Raw genomic sequence first — 17,641 nt, forward strand, 5'->3', positions numbered from 1 at the left:
GGTGGCCCCATGAAGTATCAGCTTTTCACCTATCGGACGGATGTCCAGTCAAACGCTACCGGCCTGCTGGTTGGCGAGTATGCCTACGATCTGGGGCAGCTGGTGGCCAAGGCCGGCCTTGAGTTACCGGCAGCTTCCATGGATGCATTGCTCGAGAGCTGGGAAACGTCCAACCCAAAGCTTCAAGACCTTGCTGTGTCAGTATTTGAAACGCCAGCGCTCTATGAGGCGCAGCGGCTTGATCTTGCCACTTTGCACTTTGCTCCGTTTCTGGAACGTCCAGGCACGATCTATTGCGCGGGAGCAAACTATCGTGACCATGTCGAAGCCATGGCCCGTGCGTTCAACATGAAACTGTCGCTGGATCCGCGCAGCGAAGGCATTGCTCCATGGCACTTCATCAAGCCCGGCCGCGGTAGTCTGGTCGCACACAAGCAAGCGGTGGACTTTCCGGAAGGTGTCCGCATGCTCGATTGGGAAGCCGAGTTGGCGGTGGTGATCGGCAAGAGAACGTCGCGCGTCTCCATTGAAGATGCACTCGACTATGTGGCGGGTTACACCTGCGCCAATGACCTGTCCGCGCGTGATCGACTGCGTCGCGAGCAAGTCGATCCGAGCTCGCCGTTTCGCTTTGACTGGATTGGCCACAAATGCTTCACGGGTTCTTGCCCATTGGGCCCGTACCTGACGCCGGCACAATTTGTGAAAGACCCCGAGAACTTGAATATCAAGCTGTCGAGGAACGGTGCGTGGGTACAGGATTCCAATACCCGCAACCATATGTACGGCGTTGCAGAGCAGATTTCCTATCTGAGCCAGACCATCGACCTGTTTCCCGGCGATGTCCTGTTGACGGGAACCCCGGCGGGCGTGGGCATGGAAAGCCATACGTTCCTGGACCGCGGTGATGTTTTGAAAGTCTGCATCGAAGGGCTCGGCGAGCTGGAAACCACTATTCGCTAATACCGTGCTGACGGCCGGGCAATCAGTGCTCGGTCGTTGAATAACTCAACTGTTTGCAGCGTCATGACAAATGACGGTGTGCATCGCTGCACCTGAAATTTGCCTGCCGTTGTTAAGTAGCGCTAACGCTGAAAGTTTCAAAAAAACTCTCTTCCGTCATACAAAAATAATAATGGTACATGAGATGAGCACACTAAGATCACATACCCGGTACGCGTCAAATGCCTGCATCAGTGCTCTGTGCATGGGTCTTCTTTGCGTTCCGCTTGCCCAGGCAACAGAGGGCGGCGGCAGTTCATACCCCCTGGGTGTGAATACGGTCGGCGCGGGAAAAATGCCACCGCCAGGCTTTACCGAGTTCTTCTACTTGTCCGACTACAGTGCGAACAAAACGCTGGACGGCGAGGGCGATAAAAAACAAGGTATTCACAACTTTGACCTTAACGTCCAGGCACTGTCGATACGCGTGGATTACGTCTATCAGGACTTCTCGATACTAGGTGCCAAACTGGCCAGTCGTCTTGCCTTGCCCTTGATCAAGGGTGACATCAGTTTTGATGTCGATACGCCTCGTGGTCGCGTTCATCGCAGCGACCATCAAGAAGGTGTCGGCGATCTGACGGTGGTTCCATTTGTATTGGGTTGGAGCTCTCCCCGGTACCACCAGTTACTCGGTCTGGATGTGTTTGCGCCCATTGGGTCCTATGACAAGGATCGCCTTTTCAACCCGGGTCGAAACACTTGGGCTTACGGGCCCTGGTATTCATTTACCGCTTATCCGCTGGAGAATCTGGAGGTCAGCGCCAAGCTCATCTACATGATCAACGGCGAGAACTCCGAAACCAACTATCGCTCCGGCCGTGAGTTCAACGCCGACTACAACATCGGCTACAACATCACCCGCGAATGGCAGGTAGGCGTGAACGGCTACTTGTACAAACAGGTCAGCGATGATGAGAAGAATGGCGAGACCTACCTGGATGGTAACCGTGGTCAAGTCGCTGCGATCGGCCCCGCGATCAAGTACCAGACCCCGGCAATTGGGTTTGTCATGAAATGGCAGCACGAGACGAAGGTCGAGAACCGAGCTGAAGGTGATCGTATCTGGCTGCAGGCCGTTTACCGATTCTGAACGTCACCTCCTCCAGGGGAAGCCATAAACAATATGGCGCCCCTTGAATGAACATCACTGTCCAATAATTAGAACCAGGTGAAATCATGACTGGAATATCCAAGTGGCACGTACTGATCGGTGGATTCATCGCCTACCTCTTTGATGCAATGGAGATCATCCTGCTCACGCTCGCTTTGCCCGTTATCCGCCAGGACCTGGGTTTCAGCCTCCATGAGGTGGGTGCGCTGGCTAGCGCTACATTGCTGGGTATTGGGGTGAGCGGCGTTGCCACAGGTTGGTACTCCGACAACTTCGGCCGGCGCAAGGCATTGATCGCGTCGCTGGCGATCTTCGGCGCACTGACCTGTTTCTTTGCATACGCTCATGATCTCTACGTACTGATGGGCCTGAGGTTTGTATCTGGTCTTGGGCTTGGCGGGGTATGGACGATCCTCTCGGCTTATATCGTCGAAACGTGGCCGCCCAAGCAACGCGCCAGAGCCATCTCCTTCGTGATCAGTGCCTTCCCGATTGGCGCCATCGCGGCTGCCCTGGCGGCGAAGTTCATGCTGCCGGAATGGCGTTTGATGTTTTTCGTGTCCGGCGCCGCGGTGATCCTGCCGATCATTTATGTGTATTTTCTGATTCCGGAATCGCCGGCCTGGAAGGCTCAGCGCGATACTCAGGGCACTGCTGCGCAGCGGATATCGGTCAGGGAGATTTTTTCGCCTGAGCTACTTCGTTACACCCTGCTGGGGTCCTTTGCAGCGAGCTTTGCATTGCTTGGCTCCTGGGGCGTCAGCACGTGGCTGCCCACCTACCTGATACAGGACCGTGGTTTGACTGTGGCGTCGATGACCAGCTTTATGGCGGTACTCCATCTCGGGAATTTCTTTGGCCTGAACGTATTCGGTTTCATCGCCGACCGCATTGGCAAGCGGCTTACGATTGTCATATCGCTGTTGCTGACATCCATGATGGCGCTGGTCTATGTCTATACCACCCAGACCCAATCGCTGATCTGGATCGGGGCGGGGTACGCATTTTTCATGGTGTTCGCAGGGTTGTTCGGTTCTTACTTCAGCGAGATGTACCCGATCCGGGTGCGAACGCTGGGGGCGGGCTTCTGTTTCAACATGGGCCGAGGGTTGGCGGCTTTTGCCCCCGTGCTGCTCAGTGGCATTGCCAGCTTTTATAGCCTGGCAGCGGGATTGATCGTCTGCGCCGGCTTCTACGTCATCTCCGCACTGTTCGTGATCTCCATGCCAAGGAATAAAACAGTGGGCGAGATGAGTACTCAGGCCACCGCTTCAGACATAGCCAAGGAGGCCATCGGTTGACCTGACTCGTGGGTGAAAATGCCTCGTATCTACGGATACGGGGCATTTTTTTGCTTCCGAAAAGGCTGAAATCTCTATAAAAATTTCAGATAGTGAGAATAACTAATATTTGCTTCTTTTATTTATTGAGCAACGGGAAGATGAATCCCAGACAACAATAAATAAGAGGACATCCCTCATGATCAACCTGCATGACATTCGATACATACGGTTGGGTACCGCGAATCTGGACGAAGCACGTCGCTACGCCACTCAGGTTCTCGGATTGCAGGTCGCCCGAGAAGCCAACGGCGCGGTGTACTTCCGATCGGACAGTCGCGACCACACGCTCTGCTATTACGAGGGTGATCCGCAGGAAACCACGACGGCGTTCGAGGTCAGGACAGCGCAAGACCTGGAAGACGCCGCGGTGTTGCTGGAGCGTCATGAATTCGACGTGCAGCATGGTTCGCGTGCAGACGCCGAAGTGCGCTATGTCGACGACTTCATTCGCTTCAAGGATCCCAGCGGCAACAACATCGAACTGGTCTTGCGTCCCCATGCCAGTGGGCGACGCTACTTCCCGAGTCGAGATGCCGGCATCACCGGTTTCAGCCACATTGGCTTGCGCACCCTGAATGCCCGGCGTGATGAACTGTTCTGGACTCAGCTGGCAAACGCCAGGGTCAGTGACCGAATTGGCGAGGCGCCGCTACTGCGCATCGACGAGGTCCATCACAAGATCGCGTTGTTCCCTTCGTCCCATCCCGGTGTGCAACACATCAACCACCAAGTGGAATCCGTCGATGACTTGATGCGCGCCTACTACTTCCTGGTTGAGCGGGGTATTCGCATCCTCTTCGGTCCGGGCCGCCATCCCACCTCGGGCGCGATGTTCCTCTATTTCGAAGGGCCGGACGGCATGACCTACGAATACTCGACAGGGGTCAGCCTGATCTCTCCAGAGAATGATGCAAGCCATCAGCCTCGGCAGTTTCCTGCGGAGGGTGCGGGATTCTGCGCCTGGGGTGCGAAGCCTGACATTCCGGAATTCAAATCGTGAGTCGCTTGCCAACCCCCAGCCGCGAACAGCAATCGCAAGTGCGCGTGGCCGCGCGCGCCTTGTCCCGCGCCGGTCTGGTGCACGCCTACGGACACTGCAGCTTGCGGCTGGATGAGGAGCACTTTCTGGTTTGCGCAGCGCAACCGATGGGTTTGATCCGGACAGGCGAGTCAGGTGTTGTGGTCCCGATCAAAGGTGAATTGCCCGAGGGTGTGCTGGGTGAGGTCCGTATCCACCAGCAAATATACCGTCGCCGCCCGGATGTCCACGCGGTGATCCGCAGCATGCCTGCCCAGGTCATGACTCTGTCCTGTGCAAGGCTGACACCTCAACCGCGCCACGGAATGGGCAGCTATTTCCAGGCCCCAATCCCGTTGTGGGACGACCCGCAGCTGCTGCGCAGCGACGAACAGGCCTTCGCTCTGGCCAATCAATTAGGCCAGGGAAAAGCCCTGGTCATGCGGGGCAATGGCGCCATCGTCGTTGGCGCGTCACTGATCGAAGCGTTGACGCTGACCTGGTACCTGGAAGACGCCGCGCGGATTGAATTGCAACTGCACAGCGCAGGTCTTGCCGCTCAAGGGCCGGTACTCGACGCGCAAAGCTGCGCGCAACGGGCTGTCACCAGCGGCCGAATCTACGAACGCATGTGGGAATACCTGACGGCGGGCGATCCCGAAGCCAGCGTTCCAACACTCTAAAGCAAGAAGGAATACCTTATGCCTGCTAAAGAATTCCGCCATTTCATCAATGGTGAATGGGTGAGTAGCGCCCGTACCTTCGAGAACCGAAACCCTGCCGATAATAGCCTGATCGGCTTGGTGCATGAGGCCGGCAAGACTGAAGTCGACGCCGCCGTGCGAGCTGCGCAAGCGGCATTGAAAGGCCCGTGGGGCAGCATGACCGTCGCCCAGCGAACGGCGCTGTTGCACAAGGTGGCCGATGGCATCGAACGTCGCCATGACGAGTTTGTGGCTGCGGAAGTGGCCGATACCGGCAAACCCCGTGCCCTCGCCGGACATTTGGACATTCCCCGTGGTGCGGCCAACTTCAAGGTGTTCGCCGACCTGATCAAGAATGTGCCGACCGAAAGTTTTGTGATGGATACGCCTGACGGTGGCAAGGCCGTGAACTACAGCGTGCGAGCACCGCGTGGCGTCATCGCCGTTGTTTGCCCCTGGAATCTGCCGCTGTTGCTGATGACCTGGAAGGTCGGACCGGCCCTGGCCTGTGGCAATACTGTGGTGGTCAAACCTTCCGAAGAGACACCGGCCACTGCCACGCTGCTCGCCGAGGTCATGAACGAAGCCGGCGTGCCACCAGGCGTGTACAACGTGGTGCATGGCTTCGGCGGCGACTCGGCCGGTGCCTTCCTCACCGCTCACCCAGAGGTTAATGGTGTCACCTTCACCGGTGAAACCGGCACGGGCGAGATCATCATGAAGGCCGCAGCCAAGGGTATCCGCCCGGTATCGCTGGAGCTGGGTGGCAAGAACGCCGGCATCGTTTTCGCCGATGCGGACCTGGAAAAGGCCGTCAAAGGGTTGGGGCGCGCCGTGTTCGAGAACAGTGGCCAAGTGTGCCTGGGGACCGAGCGCATCTACGTGCAACGTCCGCTGTTTGAGCGCTTCGTCGCTGCATTCAAGGCCCACGCCGAAGGCATCAAGGTGGGTGATCCCAATCAGCACGACAGCACCATGGGGCCGGTGATCTCGCTCGGTCACCGCGAGAAGATTCTTTCCTATTGCCGTCAGGCTGTTGCCGATGGTGCCACGGTGGTCCACGGCGGTGGCATTGCACAGGTGCCGGAGCACCTGGCCGAAGGGGCCTGGTTCGAGCCGACGATCTGGACCGGCCTTGCGGAAACCTCGGCCGTGGTGCGCGAGGAAATCTTCGGCCCGGTTTGCCATATCGCTCCTTTTGATACCGAAGAAGAAGTCGTCCGCCTGGCCAACGACACACCCTACGGCCTCGCCGCCAGCGTGTGGACCTCCAACCTGCAGGTCGCCCATCGTTTGGGCAGCGCGCTGGACGTGGGTGTCTGCTGGATCAACTCGTGGTTCCTGCGCGACCTACGTACCGCCTTCGGCGGCGCCAAGCAGTCGGGTATCGGCCGTGAGGGGGGCGTGCATTCGCTTGAGTTCTACACCGAGCTGCGCAACGTCTGCGTGCGGCTGTAAGGAGCCATCTATGAATAAGCAAGAAATCCACGTTCTCGGCCAGCAACTGCATCAGGCCCTCAGCAACGGCCAGGCTGTGGCGCCGTTGACCGACAAATATCCGGACATGACCCTGGAGCAGGCCTATCAGGTTCAACTGGCGATGATCCAGCCGCGTCTCGACGACGGCCAAAAGGTCATTGGCAAAAAGATCGGCGTCACCAGCAAAGTGGTGATGGACATGCTCGGCGTCGATCAACCGGACTTCGGTCATCTGCTCTCGGACATGCTCTATGCCGACGGCGCCGCCATCGCCATCGACGGCTTGATCGCACCCAAGGCCGAAGGCGAGATCGCTTTCGTGCTCAAGGAAGATCTGCGAGGCCCGGGCATTACCGTCGCCGATGTGCTGCGCGCTACCGCCTATGTGATGCCGTGCTTTGAGATTGTCGACTCGCGCATCCGTGACTGGAAAATCCGTATCCAGGACACCGTCGCCGACAACGCCTCCGCCGGGGCTTTCGTCCTGGGCGGGCAGGGCGTGGCCCCGCGTGACGTCGACCTGGCCTGTGTCGGCATGACCCTGGAAAAGAACGGCGAAGTGGTCGCGACCGGCGCGGGTGCCGCAGCCCTCGGCCATCCGGCGAATGCCGTGGCCTGGCTGGCCAACAAACTCGGCCAACTGGGCATCGGCCTGAACAAGGGCGAAGTCATTCTCTCCGGTTCGCTGGCCGCCATGGTGCCGGTCAATGCCGGTGATCAATTGCGCATCAGCCTGGGCGGTATCGGCTCGGCCTCCGTTCGTTTCGTTTGAAGGAAACCCTTATGAATCTCTTTGCAAGCACTATCGCCCAACTGGCCGAACACCTGGAAAACGCCGAACTCAACCGTGAGCCGGTGGCCAAGATCACCGACGCCCACCCGGACATGGACTGGGAAGACGCCTATGCGATTCAGGACGCCATTCGCCAGCGCAAGGAGTCCCGCGGTGTACGAATTGCCGGCCTGAAAATGGGCCTGACTTCTTTCGCGAAGATGAAGCAAATGGGGGTCACTGACCCGATCCACGGCTTCCTCACGGACTACGGTTCTTGCCTGGACGGCGCAGCTATCGATGTTGACGGGTTGATCCATCCCAAGGTCGAGGCCGAGATCGCCTTCGTCCTCAAGTATCCGCTCAAGGGCCCAGGCATCCATGTGGGCGACGTATTGGCGGCCACCGATTTCATCCTGCCGGCGGTCGAAGTGATCGACTCGCGCTACGAGAACTTCCGCTTCGATCTCAAGAGCGTGATTGCCGATAACACCTCTTCGGCACGCTTCGTCACCGGCGGACAAATGAGCGGCGTGCAAGGCGTTGACCTCAAATGCCTGGGCGTGGTGCTGGAGAAGAACGGCGAAGTGGTCGCGACCGGTGCCGGCGCCGCGGTGCTTGGGCACCCGGCGCAGAGCGTCGCCATGCTGGCCAACATGCTCGGTGCCAAGGGGCGTGAACTGCCGGCTGGCTGTTTCATCATGACCGGTGGCATCACCGAGGCCATTGCCGTTGCTGCCGGGGACAACATCACCGTGCGCTACCAGCATTTGGGCAGCGTCTCCATGCGCTTCACCTCGTCCAGCCAGCGTTGATCCGGAGCTATCGACCATGCCTATCGCCATGATCCACCTCGCCGAGGGCCGCAGTGAAGAGAAGAAGCAAGCACTGTTGGTCAACGTCACCCAGGCCATCGCGCAAAGCCTCGATGTGCCCGTAGAAAGCGTACGCGTGCTGCTTCAAGAGATTCCCGAAACCCAGTGGGCCGCGGGTGGCAAGACCCTTGCCGAACGCCGGCGTGGTAACGCCTGATCCCCAGGCTGTGTGCAACGACAGGACACAATAACAATGAGCAATCCAATCAGCGTCGCCATCATCGGCTCGGGCAATATCGGCACTGACCTGATGATCAAGATTTTGCGTCACGGCAAGCACCTGAAAATGGCCGCCATGGTCGGTATCGATCCGGCTTCAGACGGCTTGGCCCGCGCCGAACGCATGGGAGTGGCCGTGACCCATGAAGGCGTTGAAGGCCTGACCCGCATGGACGTCTTCAAGGACATCGAATTCGTCTTCGATGCCACCTCGGCCGGCGCGCATGTGAAGAACGACGCCTTCCTGCGCTCGATCAAACCGGGCATTCGCCTGATCGACCTGACGCCCGCGGCCATCGGCCCGTACTGCGTGCCGGTGGTCAATCTGGAGCAGAATCTCGGCCAACTCAACGTCAACATGGTCACCTGCGGTGGCCAGGCGACCATCCCCATGGTCGCCGCCGTATCGCGAGTCGCCAAGGTGCACTACGCCGAAATCGTCGCCTCGATCGCCAGCAAATCTGCCGGTCCCGGCACCCGCGCCAACATCGACGAATTCACCGAAACCACCTCCAAGGCCATTGAAGTGATCGGAGGCGCAGCCAAGGGCAAGGCGATCATCGTGATGAACCCGGCCGAACCGCCGTTGATGATGCGCGACACGGTGTTTGTGTTGTCCGAAGCGGCCGACCAGGCGCTGGTCGAGGCCTCGATCGTCGAGATGGCTGCCGCCGTACAGGCTTATGTGCCGGGCTATCGCCTGAAGCAAAAAGTCCAGTTCGACGTGATTCCTGAAGACGCGCCGCTGAATATTCCGGGCCTCGGCAAATTCTCCGGCCTCAAGACTTCGGTGTTCCTCGAAGTCGAAGGTGCCGCCCATTACCTGCCAGCCTACGCCGGCAATCTCGACATCATGACCTCCGCTGCCTTGGCCACTGCCGAGCGCATGGCGCAGTCGATGCTGAACGCCTGAGGAGACCGACATGACTTTTAATCCCGGCAAAAAACTCTACATCTCCGACGTCACCCTGCGCGACGGCAGCCACGCGATTCGCCACCAGTATTCGATCCAGAATGTGCAGGACATCGCCCGCGCCCTGGACAAGGCCAAGGTCGACTCAATCGAAGTCGCCCACGGTGACGGTTTGCAAGGTTCCAGCTTCAACTACGGCTTCGCGGCGCACACCGATCTGGAGTGGATCGAAGCCGCCGCCGATGTCATCAGTCACGCCAAAATCACGACCTTGTTGTTGCCTGGCATCGGCACGGTGCATGACTTGAAAGCGGCCTACAACGCCGGTGCCCGGGTGGTGCGCATCGCCACCCATTGCACCGAAGCGGATGTCTCGAAACAGCACATCGAGTATGCCCGCGAACTGGGCATGGATACCGTCGGTTTCCTGATGATGAGCCATATGATCCCGGCCGAGCAGCTGGCCGCGCAGGCCAAGTTGATGGAGAGCTACGGTGCGACGTGCGTGTACATGGCCGACTCCGGCGGGGCGATGAACATGCAGGATGTGCGCGAGCGTTTCCGTGCGTTCAAAGCGGTGCTCAAACCGGAAACGGAAACCGGCATGCACGCCCACCACAACCTGAGCCTGGGGGTTGCCAACTCCATCGCCGCGGTGGAAGAGGGCTGTGATCGTGTTGACGCCAGCCTGGCTGGAATGGGGGCCGGTGCAGGCAACGCGCCGCTCGAGGTGTTCATCGCCGCAGCCGAGCGACTGGGCTGGAACCACGGTACCGATCTTTACACCCTGATGGATGCCGCCGATGACATCGTCCGTCCCCTTCAGGACCGGCCGGTACGCGTCGATCGCGAGACGCTGGCGCTGGGTTATGCAGGCGTTTATTCAAGCTTTCTTCGCCATGCCGAAGCGGCCGCCCAGCGCTACGGGTTGCGTACCGTCGACATCCTGGTCGAATTGGGACGGCGAAAAATGGTGGGTGGGCAAGAGGACATGATCGTTGATGTCGCGCTGGATCTGACCCGCCGTTGATTGGTGGATGCATGCAACAGTCTTTGGTGTTTTTACGGGATTGTCCGTTGCAGTGCCTATAAATAGAGTGGCTGAAACACAAAAGAGAGTGTGTCCATGAGCGATCTTAACGACCGGAATATTATTATAACGGGCGCCTCAGGCGGTATCGGCCGTGCTTCCGCATTGGCATTTGCGAAGGCGGGTGCACGCGTTGTTTTAGTGGACCGTGATGCCTCAGGGCTGGAAGAAACTGCCAGCGCCGTCACGGCGGCGGGTGGCAAGGTTCATTCAATCGTGTGTGATATCACCAATGAAGAAGCTGTCGCTTCAGCCGTTGATGAAGTGGTGACGCGATTTGGGCAACTTCATGGCGCGTTTAATAATGCCGGAGTTGAACAAAGTAATTTACCTCTGCATGAAATTTCGTCCGCCGCGTGGGAGCGAATTATTCGCATCGATTTGACGGGTGTTTTCTACTGCATGAAGTATCAGATTCGCGCCATGTTAAACAGTGGAGGGGGGGCCATTGTAAACACCGCCTCGTCACTGGGGTCTGTGGCTATCGCAGCCGCAGCGGATTATGTGGCGGCAAAACATGGTGTGATCGGATTGACCAAAGCGGCTGCCGTTGACTATGGCACCCTTAATATTCGGGTCAACGCCATTATGCCGGGTGTTATCGAAACACCGATGATCGTACGTGCCAGTCAAGAACCTAACTTTGCGAAGCAATTTGCCGCGCTACGTGAACGCCATCCCATCGGTCGTCTCGGACAACCGGAAGAGGTTGCCAAGGCAGCGCTGTGGTTGCTGTCGGATGACGCCAGTTTTGTCACCGGTACGGCGTTAGCTGTCGATGGCGGGTATTTGACCGTCTAAGTCTGCTGTTTTGAAATTCTAATCAAACGGAGTTCTCCATGATTAATATCAGCCGCCGCATTCAGGTTAATGCGGAATCAGAAGCAAACGGTGTGAGTCTGAATCGAAGCCAGGTGTGGGAAGGGCTGGTGAGCAAGGCGCGCAACGCCGTGCCTTATGTCTCGGCAATTACCGAGTGCAACATTGTCGAAGACCAGGGCGATCGCTTCATTCGTGAAGTGGTCCTGCACGGCGAACGCCTGCAGGAACTGGTGATCCTTACGACAGAGCAACAGGTTGAGTTCATCCGCCTGTCCGGGAATGCTCGGGGGATCATCAAAAATGTGATCGAGGAAGAGAACGGCGAACTGTACTTGCGCTTCTCCTTCGATTTTTCCCTGCCTGGCGTCCCGGCCGGTAGCGAAAAAGAACTCGAGTTTGCAAACGGCATGCAGAAATCCTATCTGGATGCGGTGAGAAGTACGCTGCAAACCATCCGTAACAAGGTCAGTAAAGCCGCATAGATTTCAGTGCAAAAACCAAAAAAACAAAAACAAGAAATGAGGCGTGCGCCATGAACCATGAATTGACAGGTATGTTTGAAAGTGTCGACCGGTTGTCGGTCGAAGGTTTTTTGAGTTATCTGACTGATGACGTGGTGTTTCGATTTGGCAATTCCCCGGAAATAGTGGGGAAAGAGGTCGTCAAGGAAGCGATTGAGTCATTTTTCACCCAAATATCCTCGATGGAACACATTCTTCAAGGCGTGTGGCGCGAAGGCGACACGACAATAATGCGTTTTGATACGTATTACACCAAGCATGACGGCACGATTGTTAATGTTCCCTGCTGTGTCGTGGTTCATTTCAATGCTTCTCGATTGATTGATGACTATCGAATTCACATTGATCTTTCACCCCTGTACAGCAGCGCATCTGCTGGAAATGTTATCCAGGCGTCTGTATAACCACTCAATGAGTGCCCGTTGAACTGCACTTGCCAATCGAAGCCCACGACGCTTTGCTGGCAAGTGCAGTGTTTTGATTTACGACTATCAGGCAAGGCGTTGTGATGAAGGATTTAAATCTGCTCTATACCTTTGAGGCGTTGTGGCGAGACCACTCAGCTTCAATTGCGGCGCAGAATCTGGGTGTTACCCAGGCTGCCGTCAGCGGTTCGCTCAAGCGGTTGCGAAACGATTATGGAGACAGGTTGTTTACGCTGGTCGGTCGCCGAATGGAGCCGACGCCGTTTTGTGTCCATATCGCGCCGCGACTGTTGGCCTCCCTTGCGATGGTCAGGGAGGCAGGAAGCCAAATGCCGGTGTTCGATCCGAAAAATTGTGAAAAAACATTCGTCTTTAGAATGCGCGATATTGGCGAGGTCGTTTGTTTGCCGCCCATCTTGAGCGAGTTGTCCAGGGTTGCACCTCAAGCTCGGATACACACCGTCGTGGGTGGGATGGATGAGACGCTCAATGGCCTGTCCACTGGCAGAATCGACCTGGCGCTCGGCTTTTTGCCGACACTTCAGACTGACATTCACCGTACGCCTGTTATTTCTCAGTATTACGTCTGCGCCATGCGCAAAGACCACCCCTTGGCACATCGCGGCTTGAGCCTCGAAGCCTTTGTCGCCAGTGAGCATTTGTTGGTGGAGTCAGGTGGTGGCGGTCACCAGGCACTGGAGCGTGCTTTGGTCGATGCGGGCGGCAGAGACTGCATTAAAATGCGCACCCCTCAGTTCTTGTCCGCTCCGCACTTGCTGTTGGATACCGACATGATATGGACGCTGCCCATTTCCCTGGGTAAAACCCTGGCGCGCTTTTATCCTCTCGCCATACACCCTCTGCCTCTGCAAATACCTTCGTTCGAGATTGATCTGTACTGGCATGACCGATTTCACCGAGACCCTCAGAACAAGTGGTTGAGAGAAATGGTCGGCCAGGTACTGCGTAGCCAACAATCAGCCTGGCAATAGTCGCTTTCAAAGGGAACCGCGACTATCAAGGCGTTGTGTTCCCCAAGCTCAAAACATCAACCGGCGCGGCATCAAGCGACGCTCTCAACGGTGATGCTTCGTTCCTGGATGCTTTGGGGTAAATGCAGACTCAGGTAGTCGATCAGGCTGCGTACGGAGGGCAACATCCCCTTCGGTTTGGGGTAGAGCAGATGGATGATATGCGTTGCACCGGTCCAGGAGGGGATGACGACTTCCAGAGTCTTCGCGCGCACCGAGGCGTCGGCTATGGGTTCCGGTAACAAGGCGACGCCCAGTCCATTAACAGCAGCCTCCAACTGCATACGCAGGTCATCGCAGATGAGACGTGGCTGATGGCTGACCAGCAGTTCTTCACCTGATGAACTGCGCAGGAACCAGCGACCGACGCCATCATGGATGTCACCAGGGCGCGAAAGCGTCTCGATGCCTGAAATGGCCTTGATCGTGGCAGGCCGACCGACACGATCGAGAAAGCGGGGGCTTGCGACCAGAATCTGCCTGGTTGCCCCTAATTCCTTTGCGACCAACCCGGCTGTTTCTTCAATCCGGGCACGCGATCGCAAGGCCACGTCGAAGCGCTCTTCAAAGAGGTCGACCTCTCGATCGACGGCATTCAACTCAAGCCGTACCTTCGGATGTTTTTCCATGTACCCAGGCAGCAGGGGGGCTAAATAACTCTGCGCCATCACCTGAGGACAGCTCAACCGTACCAACCCGACGGGTTCTCGTCGAAGGTGCTCCACGCTTTCATAGGCGGTATGCGCACCCTCGACAACGGGTTGGCTGAGCGTAAAGAAATGATGGCCGGCTTCGGTCAGCGAAACCTGGCGCGTTGTGCGATGTAACAGCCTGGCCCCCATCCGCAATTCAAGATCCGCGATATGACGACTGAGCAACGTTTTTTCAATGCCCGTTGCCCGTGCCGCTGCCGAGAACCCTCCATGTTTGACCACCAGTACAAAGTAATAAAGGTCATTAAGGTCTTTCATGCAGTGACGCTCTCCTGCGGGGGGCCGTTGAGCAACCGTTAACGGCGAAGGCTGATGTAGCCATCATTGATCAAACTGGATGCGGGATAAACTGGCTACAATTGAAATGACTGATCCACTGATGGAGCAATCAATATGGAACTTCTGAACGACATGGCGTTGTTCGTCGAGGTCGTCAAAGCCCACAGTTTTCGCAAAGCCGCAGAAGCGATGGCGATGCCCAATTCGACCTTGTCGCGACGCATCAGCGGGCTTGAAAAGGCCATTGGCTTGAGACTGTTAAATCGCACCACGCGCAAGATCGAATTGACCGAGGCGGGGCAGTTGTACTTTGACCGCTGCAAGCGAATCGTTGACGAGGCGCGGCTGGCGCACGAGCAGCTGGGTGAAATGCTCGCGCATCCAAGCGGCCTTTTGCGCGCGTCACTGCCGGTGGATTTCGCCAACATTTACCTGGCACCGCTCATTGCTGAATTCGCTCGACGGTACCCTGGCATCAGCTTTGAATTCGACCTCACGCCACGCCAGGTTGACCTGGTCAGCGAACCCGTCGATGTGGTTATTCGCATGGGCGAACCGGCAGATTCGAATCTGATTGCACGCAAGCTGGCGAGCCTCTCTCGTCGTTTGTACGCCTCGCCTCGTTATCTGGAACTCAATGGAGAACCCAGCGATCCGTCCGAGCTGGTAAACCACGAATGCTTGCGCCTGCGAAAAGCTGGCAAGTGGCAGCTTTCCCATTCAGGCGAAGTGGTTGAGGTCGAGGTGGGAGGACGGTTTCAATTGAATAGCGTCGGGATGCTTCGGCGATTGGCGACACTGGATCTGGGGATAGCGCTGCTACCTGAAGGCATTGCCGCGGACGATCTGCGCACTGGCTTGCTGCAACCGGTACTGCCCCAATGGCAGGCCAATCCGATCCCGGTGTATGCCCTCACTGAAACCCGTCTTTTGCCTGCAAAAACTCAACGTTTCATTGAGTTTCTGCGTGAGCAACTTGAGCAGGCTTGACTGTCGGGTTCCGTCGAGTGCTGAGCCAATAAAGACCACCAATGGATGTTGCGCCGATCAACACAGGAACTGCCAGCCAATGGAAGAAGACCTGTGATGTGCCCGCGGTGGAGATAAACCAGGCGCCCAGCGTCGAGCCGACAATTGAACCGCAGCGGCCGAGGGCCATTGCCCAACTCACCCCGGTCACCCGGGCGGCGGTGGGGTACAAGGTGGCTGACACCAGGTTGAGTCCGTTTTGCGCACCGGCTACACCGAAGCCGATGAGAAATACCATGGCAGCCAATTGATAGGGATCCCCCATCAGATAGCCCGTGACGGCAATGACCACAGCCGTCACCGAGTACGAGAACGTCAGTACAGGGTAGGGGCCGACGCGATCCATCAGCAGGGCCATGAGAATGGCGCCGACAGTACCGCCCAGCGGCACCATGGCGCCAATACGCGAAGCGTAAGCGATATCGTAGCCGGCCTCTTTGAGCAGGGTCGGCAGCCAGCTGGTCAGCAGATAAAACACAAAGAGCGAGCAGAAGAAGGTCACCCACAGCAGCAATGTTCGGACCAATCGGCCGTCGATGAACAGGTGCGAGATCGGCGACCTGACCTGGGCCGGGCGCTCGTCATCGAGGATCGTTACACCGCTCCAGCTCTTTCGGGTGATGCGTTCGACCACCCGACGCAAGGCGTCGGCGTGCTTGCCCGAAGACGCCATAAACCGAACCGACTCAGGCATTAGCCAAGCCAACAGTGGCAGTAGCGCCAGCGGCATGACGCCACCGAGCACCAGCACAGAACGCCAGCCGAATGCAGGAATCATGTGTGCTGCGAGCATGCCGCCCAAGGCAAGGCCCGCCGTGAAGCCACTCCAGCTCAAGGTCACCATGATCATGCGTCGGCGGGCGGGGGAGTATTCGGCGCTCAAGGCAATGCACGCCGGCATCGCCCCTCCCAGGCCGATGCCGGTGATGAAACGCAGAACCGTAAGCGACTCGATCGATTGGGCAAAGGCGCTGGCCAGGGTGGCGAGACCAAACACCAGCACTGAAATCAGTAAAACGCTTTTGCGTCCGATGGCATCGGCGATCGGGCCCAGTATCAGGCTGCCGACCATCAGGCCGAACAATCCAGTTCCGAAAACCGGTGACAACTGGGCAGGCAACAGACCCCATTCTTCGCGCAGCGACGGGGCGATGTAACCAATGGCTGCGGTATCGAAACCATCCACCAGGACGATGAGGAAGCACAAGGCAAGGATGACGATCTGATATGGCGAGATCTTCGCGCTGTCGATGATCTCGCCAATTCGGGCGTTGTCAGGGTTCATGCGGCTACCTTTTATTTTTTTTATCTGGACGTGATCGTCGCCAAGCGCTTTAAATAAAGGAAGCCAATTCTAATTATTCAAACTATCTGGTTTTGTTATACCTATGCGCACCGACCTCAACCTGCTCCGCGTCCTGCTAGCCGTTTATGAAACCGGCAATGTCACCTCGGCGGCGAAGCGGCTAGGCATGAGCCAGCCCGCAACCAGTGCGGCACTGGCTCGCCTGCGTCACTCACTGGGGGACCCACTGTTCATTCGCTCGGGTAACGTGATGGAGGCGACGCCACGGGCGCAAGGCATCATTGAGCGCACCCGCGAAGTGATCGAAATAATCGACCGGGACATCCTCAGCGGCCCGACCTTCGACCCTGCTACCAGCGACCAGGAGTTCGTCTTTTGCCTGAGCGAAGTGGGTGAAGTGGTCTTTCTACCTGCGCTATTCCAGAGCCTGCGCAGCGCGGCACCGAATACCCGCATTCGAACTGTCAGTCTGGCACCTGATGAGCTTGTGGAGAACCTGCATGAAGGCCGGGTCGATGCGGTGCTTGGCTATTTTCCCGACCTCACAACCCCCAACATCTATCAGCAGCGGTTGTTCTCTCATGACCTGGTCTGTCTGATCCGCCTCGATCACCCGCTGGCGGGGGAGCAACTGTCCCTGGAAGACTTCATCAGGCTGGAGCATCTGCAGGTACGTGATGGCAGCCGACGCCAGGAAATGTTCGAAGCCCACCTGACCAAAGCAGGTATCCACCGCAACATCGTGCTGCAGACTTCTCACTACATGAGTGTGCCATCGATCATCGAACGCTCCGATTTGATCGTGGTGTTGCCACGCACCGTCGCCAACATGTACACGCATAATCTGAACGTGCGAATGGTCGAGCCTCCTGTGGACATTCCACGCTACGACCTCAAGCAGTACTGGCATGCACGTTTTCACGAAGCGCCGAGAAGTGTCTGGCTGCGGCGCTTGATCATGTCGGTATTCAATGAGTGACTATCAG

Annotated in this window: 19 protein-coding genes; 17 read left to right on the forward strand and 2 right to left on the reverse strand. The window is 57.5% G+C overall.

Annotated features, from left to right (window positions below; all coding sequences use genetic code 11):
- Positions 1-9 precede the first annotated feature (9 nt).
- The 15 genes from IB252_RS10525 (at position 10) to IB252_RS10595 (ending at position 13,289) form a co-directional block, all read left to right on the forward strand.
- Positions 10-963, forward strand: coding sequence for a fumarylacetoacetate hydrolase family protein (locus IB252_RS10525; RefSeq protein ID WP_192408444.1), 954 nt, complete (start codon positions 10-12; stop codon positions 961-963).
- Between the two features lie 184 nt (positions 964-1,147).
- Positions 1,148-2,095: a transporter gene (locus tag IB252_RS10530; protein WP_192408445.1), complete on the forward strand. Its 948-nt coding sequence runs from the start codon at positions 1,148-1,150 to the stop codon at positions 2,093-2,095.
- Positions 2,096-2,181: 86 nt separating this feature from the next.
- A complete protein-coding gene (locus tag IB252_RS10535; protein WP_192408446.1) occupies positions 2,182-3,417 on the forward strand; it encodes an MFS transporter in 1,236 nt (411 codons plus the stop codon).
- A 178-nt stretch (positions 3,418-3,595) separates the two neighbouring features.
- Entirely contained in the window at positions 3,596-4,459 is an 864-nt protein-coding gene (locus IB252_RS10540) for a VOC family protein (RefSeq protein ID WP_192408447.1), read from the forward strand.
- On the forward strand, positions 4,456-5,160 hold the full coding sequence (locus IB252_RS10545) for a class II aldolase/adducin family protein (RefSeq protein ID WP_192408448.1): 705 nt from the start codon (positions 4,456-4,458) through the stop codon (positions 5,158-5,160). Before IB252_RS10540 ends, IB252_RS10545 begins: the two co-directional genes overlap by 4 nt.
- A gap of 18 nt (positions 5,161-5,178) precedes the next feature.
- Positions 5,179-6,639 carry a 2-hydroxymuconic semialdehyde dehydrogenase gene (locus tag IB252_RS10550; protein WP_192408449.1) on the forward strand — a complete coding sequence of 487 codons (1,461 nt, stop codon included), beginning with the start codon at positions 5,179-5,181 and terminating at the stop codon, positions 6,637-6,639.
- Positions 6,640-6,649: 10 nt separating this feature from the next.
- Complete coding sequence (gene dmpE, locus IB252_RS10555) at positions 6,650-7,432, forward strand: 2-oxopent-4-enoate hydratase (RefSeq protein WP_192408450.1); 783 nt, start codon at positions 6,650-6,652, stop codon at positions 7,430-7,432.
- 11 nt (positions 7,433-7,443) lie between these two features.
- Positions 7,444-8,247, forward strand: coding sequence for a 2-oxo-3-hexenedioate decarboxylase (gene dmpH / locus IB252_RS10560; RefSeq protein ID WP_192408451.1), 804 nt, complete (start codon positions 7,444-7,446; stop codon positions 8,245-8,247).
- 16 nt (positions 8,248-8,263) lie between these two features.
- Complete coding sequence (locus IB252_RS10565) at positions 8,264-8,464, forward strand: 2-hydroxymuconate tautomerase family protein (protein WP_192408452.1); 201 nt, start codon at positions 8,264-8,266, stop codon at positions 8,462-8,464.
- 36 nt (positions 8,465-8,500) lie between these two features.
- The gene (locus IB252_RS10570; RefSeq protein ID WP_192408453.1) at positions 8,501-9,439 is read left to right on the forward strand and encodes an acetaldehyde dehydrogenase (acetylating); all 939 of its coding nucleotides are present in this window, start codon (positions 8,501-8,503) and stop codon (positions 9,437-9,439) included.
- 10 nt (positions 9,440-9,449) lie between these two features.
- Positions 9,450-10,469, forward strand: a complete 1,020-nt coding sequence (gene dmpG, locus IB252_RS10575; protein ID WP_192408454.1) for a 4-hydroxy-2-oxovalerate aldolase — start codon at positions 9,450-9,452, stop codon at positions 10,467-10,469.
- A gap of 96 nt (positions 10,470-10,565) precedes the next feature.
- Entirely contained in the window at positions 10,566-11,330 is a 765-nt protein-coding gene (locus tag IB252_RS10580) for an SDR family NAD(P)-dependent oxidoreductase (protein WP_192408455.1), read from the forward strand.
- 38 nt (positions 11,331-11,368) lie between these two features.
- Positions 11,369-11,833 (forward strand): SRPBCC family protein, encoded by a 465-nt coding sequence (locus tag IB252_RS10585; RefSeq protein ID WP_192408456.1) that lies wholly within the window; start codon positions 11,369-11,371, stop codon positions 11,831-11,833.
- 50 nt (positions 11,834-11,883) lie between these two features.
- Positions 11,884-12,276, forward strand: a complete 393-nt coding sequence (locus IB252_RS10590; protein WP_192408457.1) for a nuclear transport factor 2 family protein — start codon at positions 11,884-11,886, stop codon at positions 12,274-12,276.
- Between the two features lie 104 nt (positions 12,277-12,380).
- Entirely contained in the window at positions 12,381-13,289 is a 909-nt protein-coding gene (locus IB252_RS10595; RefSeq protein ID WP_192408458.1) for a LysR family transcriptional regulator, read from the forward strand.
- A 71-nt stretch (positions 13,290-13,360) separates the two neighbouring features.
- Here IB252_RS10595 and IB252_RS10600 read toward each other — a convergent pair whose 3' ends face one another.
- Complete coding sequence (locus tag IB252_RS10600) at positions 13,361-14,299, reverse strand: LysR family transcriptional regulator (protein WP_192408459.1); 939 nt, start codon at positions 14,297-14,299, stop codon at positions 13,361-13,363.
- 135 nt (positions 14,300-14,434) lie between these two features.
- Between IB252_RS10600 and IB252_RS10605 the strand changes: the two genes are divergently transcribed.
- The gene (locus tag IB252_RS10605; RefSeq protein WP_192408460.1) at positions 14,435-15,310 is read left to right on the forward strand and encodes a LysR family transcriptional regulator; all 876 of its coding nucleotides are present in this window, start codon (positions 14,435-14,437) and stop codon (positions 15,308-15,310) included.
- Here IB252_RS10605 and IB252_RS10610 read toward each other — a convergent pair.
- Positions 15,273-16,634 carry an MFS transporter gene (locus IB252_RS10610; protein WP_192408461.1) on the reverse strand — a complete coding sequence of 454 codons (1,362 nt, stop codon included), beginning with the start codon at positions 16,632-16,634 and terminating at the stop codon, positions 15,273-15,275. The two genes, IB252_RS10605 and IB252_RS10610, sit on opposite strands and share 38 nt — an antisense overlap.
- A 103-nt stretch (positions 16,635-16,737) precedes the next feature.
- Between IB252_RS10610 and IB252_RS10615 the strand changes: the two genes are divergently transcribed.
- Complete coding sequence (locus IB252_RS10615; protein ID WP_192408462.1) at positions 16,738-17,634, forward strand: LysR family transcriptional regulator; 897 nt, start codon at positions 16,738-16,740, stop codon at positions 17,632-17,634.
- Positions 17,635-17,641: the final 7 nt, after the last annotated feature.

This window comes from Pseudomonas sp. PDM10 (genome assembly GCF_014852295.1).
Taxonomy (GTDB): Bacteria; Pseudomonadota; Gammaproteobacteria; order Pseudomonadales; family Pseudomonadaceae; genus Aquipseudomonas.